This is a genomic window from Caecibacter sp. AF58-12pH5A (assembly GCF_027681725.1).
Taxonomy (GTDB): Bacteria; Bacillota; Negativicutes; order Veillonellales; family Megasphaeraceae; genus Megasphaera; species Megasphaera hominis.
Genome location: NZ_JAQDBC010000001.1, coordinates 118,123 through 134,015, shown reverse-complemented (window position 1 = coordinate 134,015; position 15,893 = coordinate 118,123). Strand labels below are relative to the sequence as shown.

Genomic DNA, 15,893 nt, shown 5'->3' with positions numbered 1-15,893 from the left:
TCTGTTTCTTTTTTGTTTTAGATCGTTTCTACACGGAAAAACAGCTTCTGACGCTTTATGCGCCGGAAGCTGTTTTTTTTGAAAAGGAGGAACCTATGAAAAAGCTGCTCGTCATCCTGTTTTTCCTGGCCTTTGCAGCCTGGCAGGTCCTCGGTACGTCCTTAGGGGAACTGACGGCTGACCGTACGGCCGCAGTACCGCGCGTAGAGGAGCCCCAGCCATCTGATTTGTACGTCTATATTACCGGAGCCGTGCGCAAGCCTGGCCTCTATACCTTTGCCAAGGACGTAACCGTCGGTGAAGCCGTCCAGGCCGCAGGGGAAGCCTTGCCCTATGCCAGTGCTGATGCTGTAAATTTTGCCGCCCGCGTGCACGATGGCATGCACGTCCACATTCCCTATAACCTCGACGGTATTCCTGCCGGGGCCGCTGTAGACGATGGCACCATCAATATCAACGAATCCGATGCCAAAAAGCTGGCGGAACTGCCTGGCGTCGGTCCGGCCATGGCCGAACAAATTCTGACCTATCGCGAAGAACACGGCAGCTTTACCTCTATAGAAGAACTGCAGCAGGTCAAGGGTATTGGCCAGGCTAAATACGACAAACTCAAGGATAAGGTTTCTGTATGAAGCTCTATCTCGGCCTGGCCACGGCGGTGGCCTTCGCCTGTGGTATTGCTGTAGCCGATGCTTTCCTTTTGCCCTGGTATGTCTGGCTTGCTTTGGCCGTACTTTGTGCGCCCCTTAGCTGGCTGGCCCGGCAAAAGTCACATCTCTTTTTGGCCCTGCTCCTCATAGCCGTCTTTTTTTGCGGTGCCGGACGTATGCAGTGGGATGCCCGGCACTATGCGTTATTACCGGTGCACCTGGCCGGCAAAACCTGGTACATAGAAGGAACGGTTGTAGAGAAGAAGAACTCCTACAGTACGGACGAAGGGACCCTGACCCGCTATGTCCTTACCTTGGACCGCCTGGCCTATAGCGCTGCCGGTGCTGCCGTTTTGGACGAGCCCACGGGAAACCTGTACGTGACGCTGCCGGGCAGCAAAGAGTACATCCCGTCTACACGTCTGGCCGTGACGGCGGCTGTACGGCCCATACGCTATTACGGCAACGAAGGTCTTTACGATGCCAGGCACCGTGACCGGGAAGGGGACATATTCCTCAAAGCCTACGCCAAGGCCGATACGCCTGTACGTATCCTTGCGCCGCCACGGGGACTTTCCCTGGTCGTCTATTCCCTGCGCGAGCGCTTGGTAGCGTTCTATGGGACTGTCCTTTCCAGAGATCAGGCAAACATGCTGAGCAGCCTTCTCTTTGGCGGCCATTACGATGAACTGCCACCGGCCCTCCTGGAAAGCTTCAGTACGACAGGGATTATCCATATACTTTCTGTATCGGGTTCCCACGTAGCTCTCTTGCTGTCCCTGATCCAGCTTCTGGGACGGTCCTTGAAATTACGGGAAGCGGCGCTCTTTTCTCTTTCCGCTGTGGTCGTTCTCTTTTATGGAGCCCTGTCGGATTTTACGGCGCCCGTCGTGCGTGCAGCAGCCATGGGCATCATCGCTGCCGGCAGTCTCGTTGCCCGCCGTGACTATACGGCCTTTCACGCCCTGGCCCTGACATCCCTGGTTATGCTCATCTATAGTCCCTGCCTGCTCTTTGATTTGAGTTTCCGCCTGTCCTATGGTGCTTCTGCCGGCATCATCCTCCTGCGCCAGCCTATAAGCCGGGTCCTCACGGCCTTGCCACCCTTTTTGCGTGACGGTATTGCCGTCTGCGTGAGTGCACAGCTCCTGCTCGTACCCTTGCTCCTGGCCAGCTTTTCCTCCTTGCCGGTCTATTCGGTCTTTGCCAATATTCTCGTCGGCCCCATCCTTGATCTGGTTATTTTGCTGGGCCTGGCCGCATCCGTCGCAGGCCTTCTCTTTCTGCCCCTGGGCCAGGTACTACTGGCAGTCATTCAGCCTTTCATGGAGCTGGCCGTCAAGGGCAATTATTTTCTCGCCTCCTTGCCGCACAGCCGCTGGTGGCTCGGCGCCCTGCCCTGGTATAGTGCTGCTGCCTACTATCTCCTCATCGGGGCCATCTTCTTCTTGCCGGGAAAACGCCGCCTGCTCATGCCGCTGGCGGCACTGGTTTTTCTCGTGCCGTCGTGCTATGCGTGGTGGCAAAAACCGGAGCTTACGGTCTATATTTTCGACGTAGGAAACGACAAGGCTACGTGCGTCGTCTATGATGATAGTTCGGCGTACTTGTGGTATAATAAGAGCCGATGGTCTAATCCCGAACAGGCTGCCTGTGTCCTTGTACCGGCCTTGCGCTATCACGGCATCTTTGCCTTAGAAAGCGTCACTATAAGCGGTGAAAATACAGGCCCTACGGCGACGCAGCTGTGCAGCAATCTGGCCGTGCAGCAGGTCATCGAAGCAGGTGAAAAGGCGGGGCCTTATACGGCCGCAGCCGTTTCTCTGCCTTATTATGTCTATGATACGATTCCCCATACAGACTGGCCGCCCATGGCCTGCCTGGAAGTACGGTCCCTGCAGGGAATTTCGCCGGAGGCCTTTCCCAAAGAGGCGGCGGCTCTCGTCGTCTACGACAGCGGCCAGGCCTTTTCCAATCGGGACTGGAAAGAGTGGCGACGCTTGGGCCGGGTCTATGGCATCCCCTGTTTTACACCGGCGTTGGACGGTGCCATTACGGCAACGTGGCGCCAGGGAACCTGGTCTTATACGACAGCAGGAGGCACCGCTCATGAAGCATAGCAATATTAAGTGTATATACGGTAATGAACCGTACCTCATGGAACGGGAAGAACGCCGCTTTCTCACAGCCTGCCAGCAGCGGGCCGGGGAAGCGCCGGAACAGACGGTTTTTGAAAAAGACGTACCTGTAGCCACGGTGGCTGAGGCCTTTCAGGCATCATCCCTTTTTGGCGGCAGCGGCCTGGTCATTTGGAAGGATTGCCCTTTACTGCCCATCAAGCATGGCGGCCGTTCGCGCAGTAAGCTGACGAAGGAAGAAACGTGGTTTCTCGCGCAAATGGATAATATACCAGAAACGAATGGTCTCCTTTTTATTACCAAGCTGCCCAAAGAAACGAGCAAGCTCGATACGGGCTGTGTCTTTTTCAAGGAAATATCTAAGCTGGCCGACGTGGCAGAATGCCGCCCTGTCGATAACAAATCAGTCATGACCTACGTCAACGACTACCTTGCGCAGCATCAGCTTTCCCTAACCAACCGGGGCGACCGCTATTTGCGGGCCCTCTTTCAGACGTGGGAAACCATTCCCCTGATGTACGTCTTTTCCGAACTGGATAAGCTGCAGATCATGCTTCCCGATGGCACGAAGCAGATCGACGCGAAGGACTTGACGTCCCTCTTTGCCGGTTCTATGGAAAAGAATCTTTTTACCTTTACCGATTATTTTCTCCAACGCGATGGGGCCCATACCTTGCCCTTTGTAGATGGCCTCTTTGCCAAGCAGGATGCCTTTCTGAAGAATACGGGGTATGTCATTACGCGCCTGCGGCTCTTACGGGCCTATAAGGAATTATTAGCCGCCCATTGTCCGCCCCGGCAGTGTGATGAAATCCTTACCAGCATCAATCGGGGAAAATCTGTAAAATATGCGTTATATAGCTTGAAAAAAGTGATTTCATATTGGAAAATAGAAGAACTGGATGAACTCATCAGCCAGATATTTACACTACAGCTCAATATTCGCAGAGGTATGGCTGCGCCCATCGATATGGAACAGCTTATTTGCTTATATTGTCAACATAAAGGCAGGGCTTAACGTTGCAGGATGAAGAAAAAGCAAGAAAAGAGAGAATGAAAGACTACCGCCGTCGCTATCGCGAAAGCCACGGCATCAAGGAACATAAACGGCCTTGGAAAAAAATACTCGCCGGCGTAGCCGTCCTCTGTGTCGTTGGCGGTGGCACCTTCTTTGCTGCCCAGACCAAGGCAGCTTCCTTGGTAACCATTGACGGCCAGGAGGCAGCCAATCTGACGGAAGACGATATTAATGCGTACTTGGACGAACGGGAAGGGGAGCTGGGCAAAAAAACGCTGGCCCTCCAGGCAGACGGCGTCAATGAAACCCTGGCTTTGGAGAAACTCGATGGCCATTTCGACAGGGAACGCATTATGGACGAAGCCTTGCTCGTCGGCCGCACGGGTACACCATGGCAGCGCGTAGCCGATGTCGTGCAGACCTTGCGCTTTGGCAAGGACGTACCCCTTTCCATTGCCGTCGATGACGAGAAGCTGACGCAGGCTATCGGCGAGATCCATGATTCCTATAATGCAGAGCCCCAAGACGCCTATGCCTCGCCGACGGGCAAGGGTGGTGTAGAAATACATAAAGAAAAAGCGCAGATCACCATTGATGCGGACGCCTTAAAGCAGCGCGTCGTAGATGAACTGCACCAGGGCAGTACGGCTGCCGTCGCTGTGCCGGTCACAGCACGTACAGAAGCCAAGGTCAAAGAAGCTGATCTGAAGGATATCGATACGGTCCTGACGTACTATACGACCCATTTTGACGGTGTCAACGGCAATCGCGATGAAAACATCAATATTGCCCAAAAGCTCCTCAATCATACCCTTGTGGCAGCCGGCAAGGATTGCTCCTTTAACGATACAATCGGCACGCGTACACGCGATAAGGGCTACAAAGACGCACCGGTTTATTTCGATAATAAAGTCGTCCTCGATGCCGGCGGCGGTGTCTGCCAGGTGAGTACGACCCTCTTTAATGCAGCCCTGCGTTCGGGCATGATTATCGCCAGCCGTTCGCCCCATTACGCACCGGCCGGCTACGTACCCGTCGGTATGGATGCGACAGTAGCCGATAACTCGCTGGATTTCGCTTTTACTAATCCGTTTAAACATCCCGTGTATATTTGCACGGAGATGAACCAAGGCTCCCTGACCGTCTATATTCTGGGGAATCACGCCGATACATGCAACGTGTCTTTTGCCACGGTTTCGCAAAAAACACTGCCTCACCGCGTCATCCATCGTCATGACGATTCCGTCACAGAAGATAAACGTGATCAGGAAGGCTACGACGGCCACGATATTACAATCCGCCGCACTGTGGCTTACGCCGACGGCGATCATTATACCGATACGATCATTTCCCATTACGACCCTAACTCGGAAATCATCCTCACGCCGGGACCGTCGTCAGAAGAAACGGTACAGACGACGAACCTCGACGGCGAACAGCCACAGGATGCCATGCTCAATGCACCCCATGACCCGACGCAAATCCCGGAAGCCCCGGCCGAAGAAGCCGTGGCCCCGTCTGCAGCTGGTGACGCAGACGCCGGGGAGAGTGAATGACCGTTAACCATATAGAAAGGAATCCCTATGAGAATTTTGCACATTGTTCCGAAAACAGAGTTTTCTCTGCCCATTGCAGAAAATAAGTATCTTCTGGTACAGGAAATCTGTGCGGAAGAACAAGGCCGGCACTGGCACGTGCGGACACGGACTGATTGGAACGTAGAAGATGCAGCAGCTCTGAAACAAGCAGTCGTATCACATCTTTCCCTGCCCGGTGAGGTTACCGTTGAAAACCGTGTGGAATTTCTCCATCACGGCGGTGATATGCCCCTCAGTCAGACCGATGCCGATCTCAATGCCATAGCCAACGTTGATTGTCAGGATATGGAAGGCTATGATATTCCCCATGAAGATATATATGACCAGGAAGAGCCGGATGATTCCTTGCGCAACGATCCGGCGTACATCAAAGCTTGCATGGCCGTAGCTAATGAAGCTAAGGGTGGCAGCTCGGGCAGTACGAAAGCATCCCGTTCTTCCGGCAGTACGACGAAGGACAGCCGCGTTTGGCTGGGCAAATACGTCAAGGGTGAAGTAACGCCTATTAATGACGTTATTGGTGAAGAACGGCCGGATGTACTGTTCCAGGGAGACGTCGTCAAGGTCGAATTCCGGGAAACGAAGACCAAGCGCATTATCGTCAATTTTCAGCTGGCCGATAAGACCAATGGCATTTCAGCCCAAAAATTTTTGGATGTAGCCAAGGGCAATAGTAAATTCCGCCGCCGCAACACAGTGACCCAGGAAGAACTGGATGATCTGCAGGCCAACCTGAAGGTCGGCACCAGTGTAAAGGTGCACGGCGACGTCAAGTACAGCAATTATCTCAATGATTATGTCCTCAACGTAGACAGCATCATGCCGGCGGCTAATACGACGACAGAACGGGTCGATACGAATCCGACACCCCGTGTCGAACTGCACCTGCATACGGTCATGAGCGATATGGATGCCCTCATTACGGTCAAGGACCTCATCAAAACCGTCAAGAAATGGCATCATCCTGCCGTTGCCGTGACGGACCATGGTGTCGTCCAGTCGTTCCCGCTCTTACAGGACGTCTCGACGAACAAAACCAACAACGTCAAGGTTATTTATGGCATGGAAGGGTATCTCTTCGATACGAAAATAGACGAATCGTACCACATCGTTATCCTGGCGAAAAACCAGATCGGCGTGCGCAACCTGTATAAGCTGGTCAGTATTTCCCACCTGAAATATATTTATCGCGGCCGTCCCCGTATTCCCCGGGCTGTCCTCAACGAATACCGCGAAGGACTTATCCTCGGCTCGGCCTGTGAAGCTGGCGAGCTGGTCCGCTCTATGGTGCAGAAGAACCTGCCCTATGAAGAGCTGAAGAAGATAGCTTCGTATTACGACTACCTGGAAATCCAGCCTATTACGAATAATGAGTTTCTCGTCCGTGAAGGCCTCGTGTCGGACGACGAAGGGCTGCGCGATATTAACCGTAAAATCCTGCGCATCGGTGATGAACTGGGCAAAAAGACCGTCGCTACGTGTGACGCCCATTTCATGAATCCTGAAGACAAAATCTATCGGGAAATTCTCATGACCGGCAAGGGCTTTAAGGATGCCCAGCACCAGCCGGATCTCTATTTCCGTACGACCGATGAAATGCTGGAAGAGTTTTCCTACCTCGGTGAAGAACGGGCCCGGGAAGTCGTCATTACGAATCCGAACGCTATTAACGATGAAATCGATTACGTCCGGCCTATTCCTAAGGAAACCCTCTATTTCCCGCGCATTGCCGGCTCTTCGGAAGCCCTGAAAAAGATGTGCTATGAAAAAGCCCACAAGATTTACGGCAACCCGTTGCCACAGATCGTCGAAGACCGCCTGACCGAAGAGTTTACATCCATTTTAGGACATGGCTTTGGCGTGCTCTATTACATTGCCCATAAGCTTGTAAAGCACTCCAACGACGATGGCTACCTCGTAGGCTCCCGTGGTTCTGTCGGCTCTTCCTTCGTAGCGACAATGTCCGATATTACAGAAGTCAATCCCTTGCCGCCACACTACGTGTGCCCTGAATGCCAGTACAGTGAATTCTTTACGCATGGCGAATACGGCGGCGGCTTCGATTTGCCCGACAAGAAATGCCCTCATTGCGGTGCAGAACTGCAGAAAAACGGGCACAACATTCCTTTTGCTATTTTCTTAGGCTTCGATGGCGATAAAGTTCCGGATATCGACCTCAACTTCTCTGGCGAATACCATCCGAAAGCCCATAAATACACGGAAGAACTCTTTGGTAAGGATAACGTTTTCCGTGCCGGCACGATCGGTGTCGTCAAAGACAAGACGGCTTACGGCTACGTTATGAAATGGGCCGACGCCAAGGGGATTAAGGTCAACGATGCCTTTGTCAACAGCCTGGTCAACGGCTGCATGGGTGTCAAGAATACGACGGGCCAGCACCCGGGCGGCGTCATGGTTATTCCCCGTGATATGGACGTCCATCACTTTACGCCTGTCCAGTATCCGGCCAATAAGAAGGATACGGGCATTATTACGACTCACTTTGACTATCACTCCATCGAAGGCCGCCTGGTCAAGCTTGATATCCTCGGTCACGATGATCCGACGGTTATCCGCATGCTCGAAGACATGACCGGCGTAGATGCCAAGTCCATTCCCTTTGATGATCCGGCGACGATGAGCCTCTTTAGCTCGACGAAGGCCCTGGGCCTGACACCGGAAGAACTGGGTTCACCTGTAGGCAGCCTGGGTATTCCCGAATTCGGTACGCCCTTTGTCCGGCAAATGCTCGTCGACACGAAGCCCAAGAACTTCTCCGAACTGGTACGTATTTCCGGTTTCTCCCACGGTACAGATGTATGGCTGAACAACGCCCAGGATTTGATCCGTAACAAGGTCGTACCGCTGAAAGAAGCCGTTTCTACCCGTGATGACATCATGAACTATCTGATTCAGCACGGTATCAAGCCTAAGACGAGCTTCAAGGTCATGGAAAATGTCCGTAAAGGCAAGGGTATTGACAAGCCGAACAAGCTGGGCCAGAAGACGACTGATTATGAAGGCGAATTGCGGGAAGGGCAAATTCCCGAATGGTTCATCGAATCATGCCTGAAAATCGGCTACCTCTTTCCCCGTGCCCATGCCGTGGCCTACGTTATGATGGCCTTCCGCATTGCCTGGTTCAAGATCAATTATCCCCTGGCTTACTATGCGGCGTACTTTACGATCCGCGCCAAGGCCTTTAAGCTTTCGGCCATGGTACACGGCCTGGAAGGACAGGAGCAGGCTATGAAGGAAATCAAAGCCATGGGCAAGAGTGCCTCCAAAATCGACCAGGATCTCTATTCGGCCCTGGAACTGGCGAAGGAAATGAGCCTGCGCGGCTATTCCTTCCTCAATGTCGATATTAACCGCTCCGATGCGATGAAGTTTACCATTTGCGATGGTAAAATACTGCCGCCCTTTACGGCTATTGACGGTCTTGGCGAAAACGTTGCCGAACAGATTGTAACGGCCCGCAATGAACGTCCTTTCACATCCAAAGCGGACCTCAAGCTGCGCGGTAAAGTAGGCAAGACCATGCTGGACCTGATGAGCGAATATGGCTGCCTCGGTGATTTGCCTGAAGACGAACTGCTCGATCTCTTTGCTATGTAAGGAAGTGGTGCCGGACCTTGTGTCCGGCCCTTCCTTTTTCAGGTATCGACAGGAGACCCGTTCTGAGCTATAATAAAGAGAAAAGATTTACTATGTTAAAGCATGAAAGTAAACGAGGTGTCCATATGGCAGTCAATGAAAAACTGAGAGATCATCTGCATGACCAGCTTTTTGCAGCAGTATTGGAGCTCCAGTCCATAGATGAATGTTACGAGTTTTTTGAAGATATTTGCACGATTCAGGAAATGCGGGCCATTGCTGTGCGCCTGGAAGTAGCGCGCATGCTCAAGGCCGGCGATATTTACGAAGACATCGTCAAACAGACCGGCGCCAGTACGGCAACCATCAGCCGTATCAAACGGTGCCTCAATTATGGCAGCGGTGGTTATGGGAAAATCCTCGACCGCATGGCGAAAAAGAATCCTGACTTGTTAAAAATCGGTATTAAGAAGAAATAAGCATTGCAATTTAAAATGAGATATTGTACGATAAGGAGAGAATCATTTTAAATTATAATGTTAGGAGTGATGGACATGGGATTTTTTAAAGAATTTAAAGAGTTTGCCATGCGCGGCAGCGTCATTGATATGGCCGTCGGCGTTGTTATTGGCGGTGCTTTTGGCAAAATCGTCACATCCCTGGTTAATGATATCATTATGCCTCCTATTGGTGTTCTTCTCGGTGGTATCGATTTCTCGGATTTCTTTATTCCCCTCAGCTTGACCCAGCATGTAGAAACGCTGGCCGATGCTAAAGCGGCAGGTATTCCTGTCATTGCCTATGGGTCGTTTATCAACGTATTGATCGAATTCCTGATCATAGCCTTTGCTATCTTTCTCGTTATCAAACAGATCAATCGCATGCGTCCGGCCCCGGCACCCGCTCCGGAACCGCGTCTTTGCCCATACTGTAAACAGCCTGTAGCCGATGACGCTACACGCTGCCCCCATTGCACCAGCGAACTGCCGCCGCTTCAGTAAGCGCGGTACACTAAGAGCTCCCGGCTTTTCCGGGAGTTCTTTTAAGTTACAGACTATTAATAAAACCTATTAGAAAATAAATCATATACAGAGAGGAGACAGACACGGTGGTCCCTTAGGGCCGCGCGCTGTCAAAGTCTATGAAAGCGAAGATAGGCATTACCATTTTTGGCAGCGGAGACGTAGATATTCTCCGCAATTCCATTCACGAGGATTTATGGCGGGATTACCGCTTTTTCTTTAAGAAAGCCGCTGCTCACGCAGCCAAGGGACACAAGAAAAATAAACTCCTGGCCCAGCGCTATGAACGGGCAGCAGCTATGTCCTTATATACCTTTTTTACGAGTGTCGTCATGACCTGGCTCTCCCGCCTGGGGCAGAGTGAAGACGTGCGCTCTGTACCATCCCTGTGCACCCTCTACGACGTACTTATGCGGGCTGTTTTTGGTACGGCTGCCCATACAGAATTTACCCATCTTCGCGCCCTTTTGTGCCGTTACGACCAAAACGTACCGGCCCTCCTGGAAAATCTCAACGAAGACAGCTTGCAGGACATGGAAGACAGTATCTGCGAATTCCTCAGCTACATTGAAGGCAATTCAGACCTGCGCCGTTTTCCGCCGGTGGAAACGTCGACGACAGGCGTTATGGAAGAGCTCATGAGCCGCTTGTAATTTTACTTTATGCATGATATAATGTAATGCAAGTGTTTTGAAATACACAATCTATATATCGTTTAGTCTTTAGGGCATGGTGCGAAAGGGAATCCTTTCAATTCCTGACCGGCGGTGATAGTCCGCGACCTCCTGCAGGGGAGCCGAATCGATGCAATTTCGATACCGACAGTATAGTCTGGATGGGAAAAGACGAAAGCCGGGACAGGTGCAGACCGTCCGGGTATATTTCCTTTGACATGAAAAGACTGGCGATGCCAGTCTTTTTTTATTACAGAAAGAAGGCGCAGAATTGGAAAAAAAATATTATCTCGGCTTTGATGCCGGCACACAAAGCGTAAAGGTCGCCGTCTATGACGACCAGATGCAGGAAGTCGCCATGGCGACAGCCCAGACGACGCTCAACTATCCCCAGCCGGGCTGGGTGCAAATGGACGTAGGCGAATATTACCAGCTTATCAAGCAGTGCATGCGTGAATGCAGCCGCCAGATGGCCGCCAAGAATCTGGACGTACGTGGCGTACGGGCCATCATGGGTGACGGCATCATTTGCGGCATTGCCTGCGTCGATGCAGACGGCAACGCCATTACACCGTATATTAATTACCTCGATAGCCGTACAGCTGACGACGTAGAAGCAATGAAAGCGCAGCACCTGGCTATTTGGGGTGAAGAAACAGGCAATGCCGAACCAAACGTCATGTTTCCGGCCATGTTTGCCCGCTGGTTCCTGAAGAATTTACCTGAAGTGAAGGAAAAAGGCGTCAAGTTCGTCCACAACTGCCCGTACATCCTCATGCACCTGGCCGGTCTTTCCGGGGCCGATGCCTTCATCGACTGGGGCACCTTGTCGGGCTGGGGCCTGGGCTACAACGTCGTCTCCAAAGAGTGGTCGCCTAAGCAGCTGGAAATCCTGGGCATCGATAGGAAGTACTTGCCCCGCGTCGTCAAGCCGTGGGATATCATTGGCACGCTCTGCGCGGCTGACGCGGCCGAAACGGGTTTCCCCGCAGGCATTCCCATTTGTGCCGGAGCCGGTGATACGATGGAATCCATGATGGGCAGCGGCATCTTAGAAGCCGGCCGCGCCGTCGATGTAGCCGGTACGTGTGCCATGTTCTGCGTTGCTACGGACGGTATCATTCCGGAACTGTCATCGCCTGGTATGGGTCTCATCTTCAATTCCGGTACCCTGCCGGATACATATTTCTACTGGGGTATGGTACGTACAGGCGGCCTGGCCTTGCGCTGGTTTAAAGACAGCATTGCCCGCAAGGAAACGGACGATACGTATTACGGTGAAATGGACCGCCTCGCCAGCCGTCATCCTGCCGGCTGCGAAGGTGCCATGTTCATTCCGTACCTGACCGGAGGCAATGGCGAATTCCCGCACGTACGCGGTACCTTTACAGGCCTGACCCTCGATTCGGACCAAGGCGCTCTCTGGCGCTGCGTCCTCGAAGGTATTGGCTACGACTACATGGAAGTAACGGACCGCTACCGCGCAGCCGGTATCGACCTCAATCAGCTCACGGTCACTGAAGGGGGCAGCCGCGATGCCCTGTGGAACCAGATCAAGGCCGATATGCTTTCGACACACGTCCAGACCTTGCAGGTAGCCGGCGGGGCCGTGCCGACGAACTGCCTCGTCGCCGCCCGGGCCGTAGGCGATATTACGAATTTGAAGGCTGTCCTGCAGCAGCGTCTGGCCGTAAAAGACAGCTATGAACCTCATGCAGAACTGACGACCTTATACCGCAAGCAATATGAAAAACGCCGTCATATATTAGCGGCTCTCAATAGCACGGAAACGGTGTAAGAGTTCGTGAATGTGCACAAATTCACAAATAGGAACTGGTGTAATATAACCAGTTCCTATTTATTTTCATTCTAAAATGGTATAAAACGTTATAAATAGTACAAGCTACCTTGGCGGCCTAACAGAATATACGGAATCATCATAGAGTAGAAATAATCATTACACTAAGTCATAAACATCGATATATAAGTAAATAAAAAGCATAAATAATGCATTTTCTGCATATAGAAGCACAGAAATTTATAAAATATATCTATTTTTTAGTGGACTTTTTTTGCAAACGTGTTATACTATGAATGTAAGCAGTGCATCTTAATTATTGTCAAATGTGATTTTTTTTTGATCACAAAAGTGAAAAAAATCACGCTAATAAAAGGAGGAGTTTCACATGTTCAAAAAAGTAATGGTTATTGGTGCAGGCACAATGGGTTCCGGTATTGCTCAAGTATTCGCTGAACACGGCGTAGATGTAGTTCTTAACGATATCAAACAAGAATTCATCGACGGCGGCATGAAAAAAATTGACAAACAGCTGACGAAAAAAGTTTCCAAAGGCAAAATCACGGAAGACCAGAAAGCTGAAATCCTTGGCCATTTCGAAGGCATCGTAGAAATTACGGAAGAAAACATGAAAGACGTAGAACTGGTTGTTGAAGCAGCTATCGAAGACTACAAGATCAAGAGCCAGATCTTCAAAAACCTCGACGAAAAATGCCCGGCTAACACGATTCTCGCTTCCAACACATCTTCCTTGCCGATCACGAAAATTGCTACAGCTACAAACCGTCCGGACAAAGTTATCGGCATGCATTTCTTCAACCCGGCCCCTGTTATGAAACTGATCGAAGTTATTAAAGGCCTGGCTACTTCTGATGAAACCGTTAAGACGGTTGTCGACGCTGCTAAAGAATTGGGCAAAGAACCTGTTGAAGTTGCTGACTTCCCGGGCTTCGCTGCTAACCGTATCGTTGTTCCTATGCTGAACGAAGCTATCTATGCTTTGATGGAAGGCGTAGCTACAAGAGAAGGTATCGACGCAGTTTGCAAACTCGGTTACAATCATCCAATGGGACCTTTGGCTCTGTGCGACCTCATCGGTAACGATGTTGTTCTCCACGTTATGGACGTTCTTTATGAAGGTTATGGCGATCCTAAATATCGTCCGTGCCCGCTTCTCCGTAAATATGTTGCAGCTGGCTACCTCGGCATGAAGACTGGTAAAGGCTTCTACGACTACAACAAATAATAGGCTGACAAGCATATTTAAGGAGGTCACATCATATGGAATTCGAAAACATCATTTTCAAAGTAGAAGACGGTATTGCTACCTTAACGATCAATCGCCCGAAGGCTTTGAACGCTCTCAATAAAGCAACTGTAGAAGATATCGAAAAAGCTGTTGACTACATTGCTGAAAGCAAAGACATCCAGGTTGTTATCATTACCGGTGCTGGTGAAAAATCCTTCGTTGCTGGTGCTGATATCAAAGAAATGGCTAACTATGGCCCGGCTGAAAGCGGCAAATGGGCTGCTTATGGCGCAGGCGTCATTACGAAGATCGAAAAATTACCGCAGCCTGTTATCGCTGCAGTAAACGGCTTCGCTCTGGGCGGCGGCTGCGAAATCTCCATGGCTGCTGATTTCCGGTATTGCTCCGAAAACGCTATCTTTGGCCAGCCTGAAGTAGGCCTCGGTATTATCCCTGGCTTCGGCGGCACACAGCGTTTGGCCCGCCTCGTTGGCCTTGGTATGGCTAAAGAAATCATTTACAGCTCTAAGAACATCAAAGCTGATGAAGCCCTGCGTATTGGCCTCGTCAATAAAGTTGTTCCGCAGGCTGAATTGATGCCGGCTGCTATCAAAGCTGCTAAGAAAATCATGGCTCAGGGACCTGTAGCCGTTCAGATCGCTAAAAAAGCTATCAACAACGGTATCAATGCAGATATCATTACGGGCCTTGCTTTCGAAAGCAACGTCTTTGGCCTTTGCTTCGCAACGGCTGACCAGAAGGAAGGCATGAAAGCCTTCATGGAAAAACGTAAACCTGAATTTACGGGTAAATAAGGTTTACCTCATTTCACTGTGATTCCTAGTCATAGGGATTTCTCCTTAATTGGGTACGGCGGCATACATATGCCGCCGTACTTTTTGTGTATTAAAAAAAAGACATATTATATATGTATATAAACAAAAGCCGGCCCGGAAAAAAAGACAAAATCGAAAAAAAATCTTTGACTTTTTGACTAATTTACCTTTTTTCCATTGACAAATGGCTTTAATCATGCTATCTTTTATATAGTTATTAGCACTCAAATAAAAAGAGTGCTAATGCTAAACGGCATAGAGGTGAGACGTATGGATTTGGATGAAAGAAAACAGAAAATACTGCAAGCTATCATTCAGGATTACATCACATCTGCCGAACCTGTCGGATCCAGAACGATTGCGCGTAAATATGATTTAGGTGTCAGTGCAGCGACGATCCGTAATGAAATGTTTGATCTTGAAATGATGGGCTATCTCGAACAGCCGCATACTTCGGCGGGACGGATTCCTTCCATTAAAGGCTATCGTTTTTACGTAGACTGTCTCTTGCAGCCGGCAAAGATTACGAGCGATGAAAAACGGTTCGTAGAAGCCTGGTTTGAGGACAAGATGAGCGATGTCGATCAAATATTCCAGTCCACGGCACAAGGCCTGGCACGGATTACGCACAATGTCACGCTGGTCATGACATCTCAGCAAACGAGTTCGAAATTGAAGTATATACGCTTTCTGCCCTTAGATCACCGCCGGGCGATCATGATCGTCGTCACGGATACAGGACAAATTGAAAACTGTATTTATGCGAAACCGGATGGCGTAGATGTAGATGATCTGAACGTCGTAGCTGAAAAATTAACACGCTGCCTTGCAGGAGTGCCCTTATCGGAAATCAACATGGACGTTCTGGAAAAATTCCGGGGAACTGTTGTAGACGACCTCGACTTATACCGGACGGCATTCCGTTCCTTGCATAAGGCGTTTCGGAAGAAACAACAGTTGTATAAAGGCGGCACGATGGAGCTTCTTAACAAGCCGGAATTCAAGGATGTAGATAAAGCCAAAGGCTTATTTACCATGCTGGAAGAGCAGGATGTAGTCGCTAACCTGCTGCACGACGAAGGTGAAAAGGGCAACCGTCCTGTAACGGTACGCATTGGTGAAGAAACCAAGCTTTCGCCCATCAACGATTGCAGCATCATCGAAGCCACGTTCACGGCCAATGATATGGTCCTCGGTAAAATCGCTGTATTAGGCCCGACGCGTATGGAATATGCGAAAATCATCAGCCTTCTGGATTTTATGAAGCAGCATGTAACAAATATCCTGGAACATTACCACGACGATAAATAGGA

At 50.6% G+C, this 15,893-nt stretch carries 12 protein-coding genes and 1 riboswitch; all 12 genes read left to right on the top strand.

Features of this window, described 5'->3' with window-relative positions; all coding sequences use genetic code 11:
* Positions 1-95: 95 nt before the first annotated feature.
* The 12 genes from PGX44_RS00660 (at position 96) to hrcA (ending at position 15,891) form a co-directional block, all read left to right on the top strand.
* Positions 96-632 (top strand): ComEA family DNA-binding protein, encoded by a 537-nt coding sequence (locus tag PGX44_RS00660; RefSeq protein ID WP_498853833.1) that lies wholly within the window; start codon positions 96-98, stop codon positions 630-632.
* On the top strand, positions 629-2,770 hold the full coding sequence (locus PGX44_RS00655) for a ComEC/Rec2 family competence protein (protein ID WP_498853832.1): 2,142 nt from the start codon (positions 629-631) through the stop codon (positions 2,768-2,770). Before PGX44_RS00660 ends, PGX44_RS00655 begins: the two co-directional genes overlap by 4 nt.
* A complete protein-coding gene (gene holA, locus PGX44_RS00650) occupies positions 2,760-3,806 on the top strand; it encodes a DNA polymerase III subunit delta (RefSeq protein ID WP_498853831.1) in 1,047 nt (348 codons plus the stop codon). The genes PGX44_RS00655 and holA overlap by 11 nt, the downstream gene beginning before the upstream one ends.
* Positions 3,807-3,841: 35 nt before the next feature.
* The gene (locus PGX44_RS00645) at positions 3,842-5,362 is read left to right on the top strand and encodes a VanW family protein (RefSeq protein ID WP_498853830.1); all 1,521 of its coding nucleotides are present in this window, start codon (positions 3,842-3,844) and stop codon (positions 5,360-5,362) included.
* Between the two features lie 27 nt (positions 5,363-5,389).
* The gene (locus PGX44_RS00640) at positions 5,390-9,022 is read left to right on the top strand and encodes a PolC-type DNA polymerase III (RefSeq protein ID WP_498853829.1); all 3,633 of its coding nucleotides are present in this window, start codon (positions 5,390-5,392) and stop codon (positions 9,020-9,022) included.
* Positions 9,023-9,147: 125 nt separating this feature from the next.
* Positions 9,148-9,480 (top strand): YerC/YecD family TrpR-related protein, encoded by a 333-nt coding sequence (locus tag PGX44_RS00635; RefSeq protein WP_498853828.1) that lies wholly within the window; start codon positions 9,148-9,150, stop codon positions 9,478-9,480.
* Between the two features lie 75 nt (positions 9,481-9,555).
* Positions 9,556-10,002: a large conductance mechanosensitive channel protein MscL gene (gene mscL / locus PGX44_RS00630; RefSeq protein WP_186502192.1), complete on the top strand. Its 447-nt coding sequence runs from the start codon at positions 9,556-9,558 to the stop codon at positions 10,000-10,002.
* Positions 10,003-10,142: 140 nt separating this feature from the next.
* The gene (locus tag PGX44_RS00625; RefSeq protein ID WP_498853827.1) at positions 10,143-10,676 is read left to right on the top strand and encodes a hypothetical protein; all 534 of its coding nucleotides are present in this window, start codon (positions 10,143-10,145) and stop codon (positions 10,674-10,676) included.
* A gap of 61 nt (positions 10,677-10,737) precedes the next feature.
* A riboswitch (FMN riboswitch) is annotated at positions 10,738-10,874 on the top strand.
* A 94-nt stretch (positions 10,875-10,968) separates the two neighbouring features.
* Positions 10,969-12,495, top strand: coding sequence for an FGGY-family carbohydrate kinase (locus tag PGX44_RS00620; RefSeq protein WP_498853826.1), 1,527 nt, complete (start codon positions 10,969-10,971; stop codon positions 12,493-12,495).
* Positions 12,496-12,883: 388 nt separating this feature from the next.
* A complete protein-coding gene (locus tag PGX44_RS00615) occupies positions 12,884-13,741 on the top strand; it encodes a 3-hydroxybutyryl-CoA dehydrogenase (protein WP_186502187.1) in 858 nt (285 codons plus the stop codon).
* Positions 13,742-13,776: 35 nt separating this feature from the next.
* Complete coding sequence (locus PGX44_RS00610) at positions 13,777-14,559, top strand: enoyl-CoA hydratase-related protein (RefSeq protein ID WP_498853825.1); 783 nt, start codon at positions 13,777-13,779, stop codon at positions 14,557-14,559.
* 291 nt (positions 14,560-14,850) lie between these two features.
* Positions 14,851-15,891 carry a heat-inducible transcriptional repressor HrcA gene (hrcA, locus tag PGX44_RS00605; protein WP_498853824.1) on the top strand — a complete coding sequence of 347 codons (1,041 nt, stop codon included), beginning with the start codon at positions 14,851-14,853 and terminating at the stop codon, positions 15,889-15,891.
* The last annotated feature ends 2 nt before the right edge of the window (positions 15,892-15,893 follow it).

Excerpts from the sequence above, each read along its gene's own strand:
- holA (WP_498853831.1), top strand. The coding sequence starts at position 2,760 with ATGAAGCATAGCAATATTAAGTGTATATACGGTAATGAACCGTACCTC.
- PGX44_RS00625 (WP_498853827.1), top strand. The coding sequence starts at position 10,143 with ATGAAAGCGAAGATAGGCATTACCATTTTTGGCAGCGGAGACGTAGAT.
- PGX44_RS00610 (WP_498853825.1), top strand. The coding sequence starts at position 13,777 with ATGGAATTCGAAAACATCATTTTCAAAGTAGAAGACGGTATTGCTACC.
- PGX44_RS00635 (WP_498853828.1), top strand. The coding sequence starts at position 9,148 with ATGGCAGTCAATGAAAAACTGAGAGATCATCTGCATGACCAGCTTTTT.
- PGX44_RS00615 (WP_186502187.1), top strand. The coding sequence starts at position 12,884 with ATGTTCAAAAAAGTAATGGTTATTGGTGCAGGCACAATGGGTTCCGGT.
- PGX44_RS00645 (WP_498853830.1), top strand. The coding sequence starts at position 3,842 with ATGAAAGACTACCGCCGTCGCTATCGCGAAAGCCACGGCATCAAGGAA.
- PGX44_RS00640 (WP_498853829.1), top strand. The coding sequence starts at position 5,390 with ATGAGAATTTTGCACATTGTTCCGAAAACAGAGTTTTCTCTGCCCATT.
- PGX44_RS00655 (WP_498853832.1), top strand. The coding sequence starts at position 629 with ATGAAGCTCTATCTCGGCCTGGCCACGGCGGTGGCCTTCGCCTGTGGT.
- hrcA (WP_498853824.1), top strand. The coding sequence starts at position 14,851 with ATGGATTTGGATGAAAGAAAACAGAAAATACTGCAAGCTATCATTCAG.
- PGX44_RS00660 (WP_498853833.1), top strand. The coding sequence starts at position 96 with ATGAAAAAGCTGCTCGTCATCCTGTTTTTCCTGGCCTTTGCAGCCTGG.
- mscL (WP_186502192.1), top strand. The coding sequence starts at position 9,556 with ATGGGATTTTTTAAAGAATTTAAAGAGTTTGCCATGCGCGGCAGCGTC.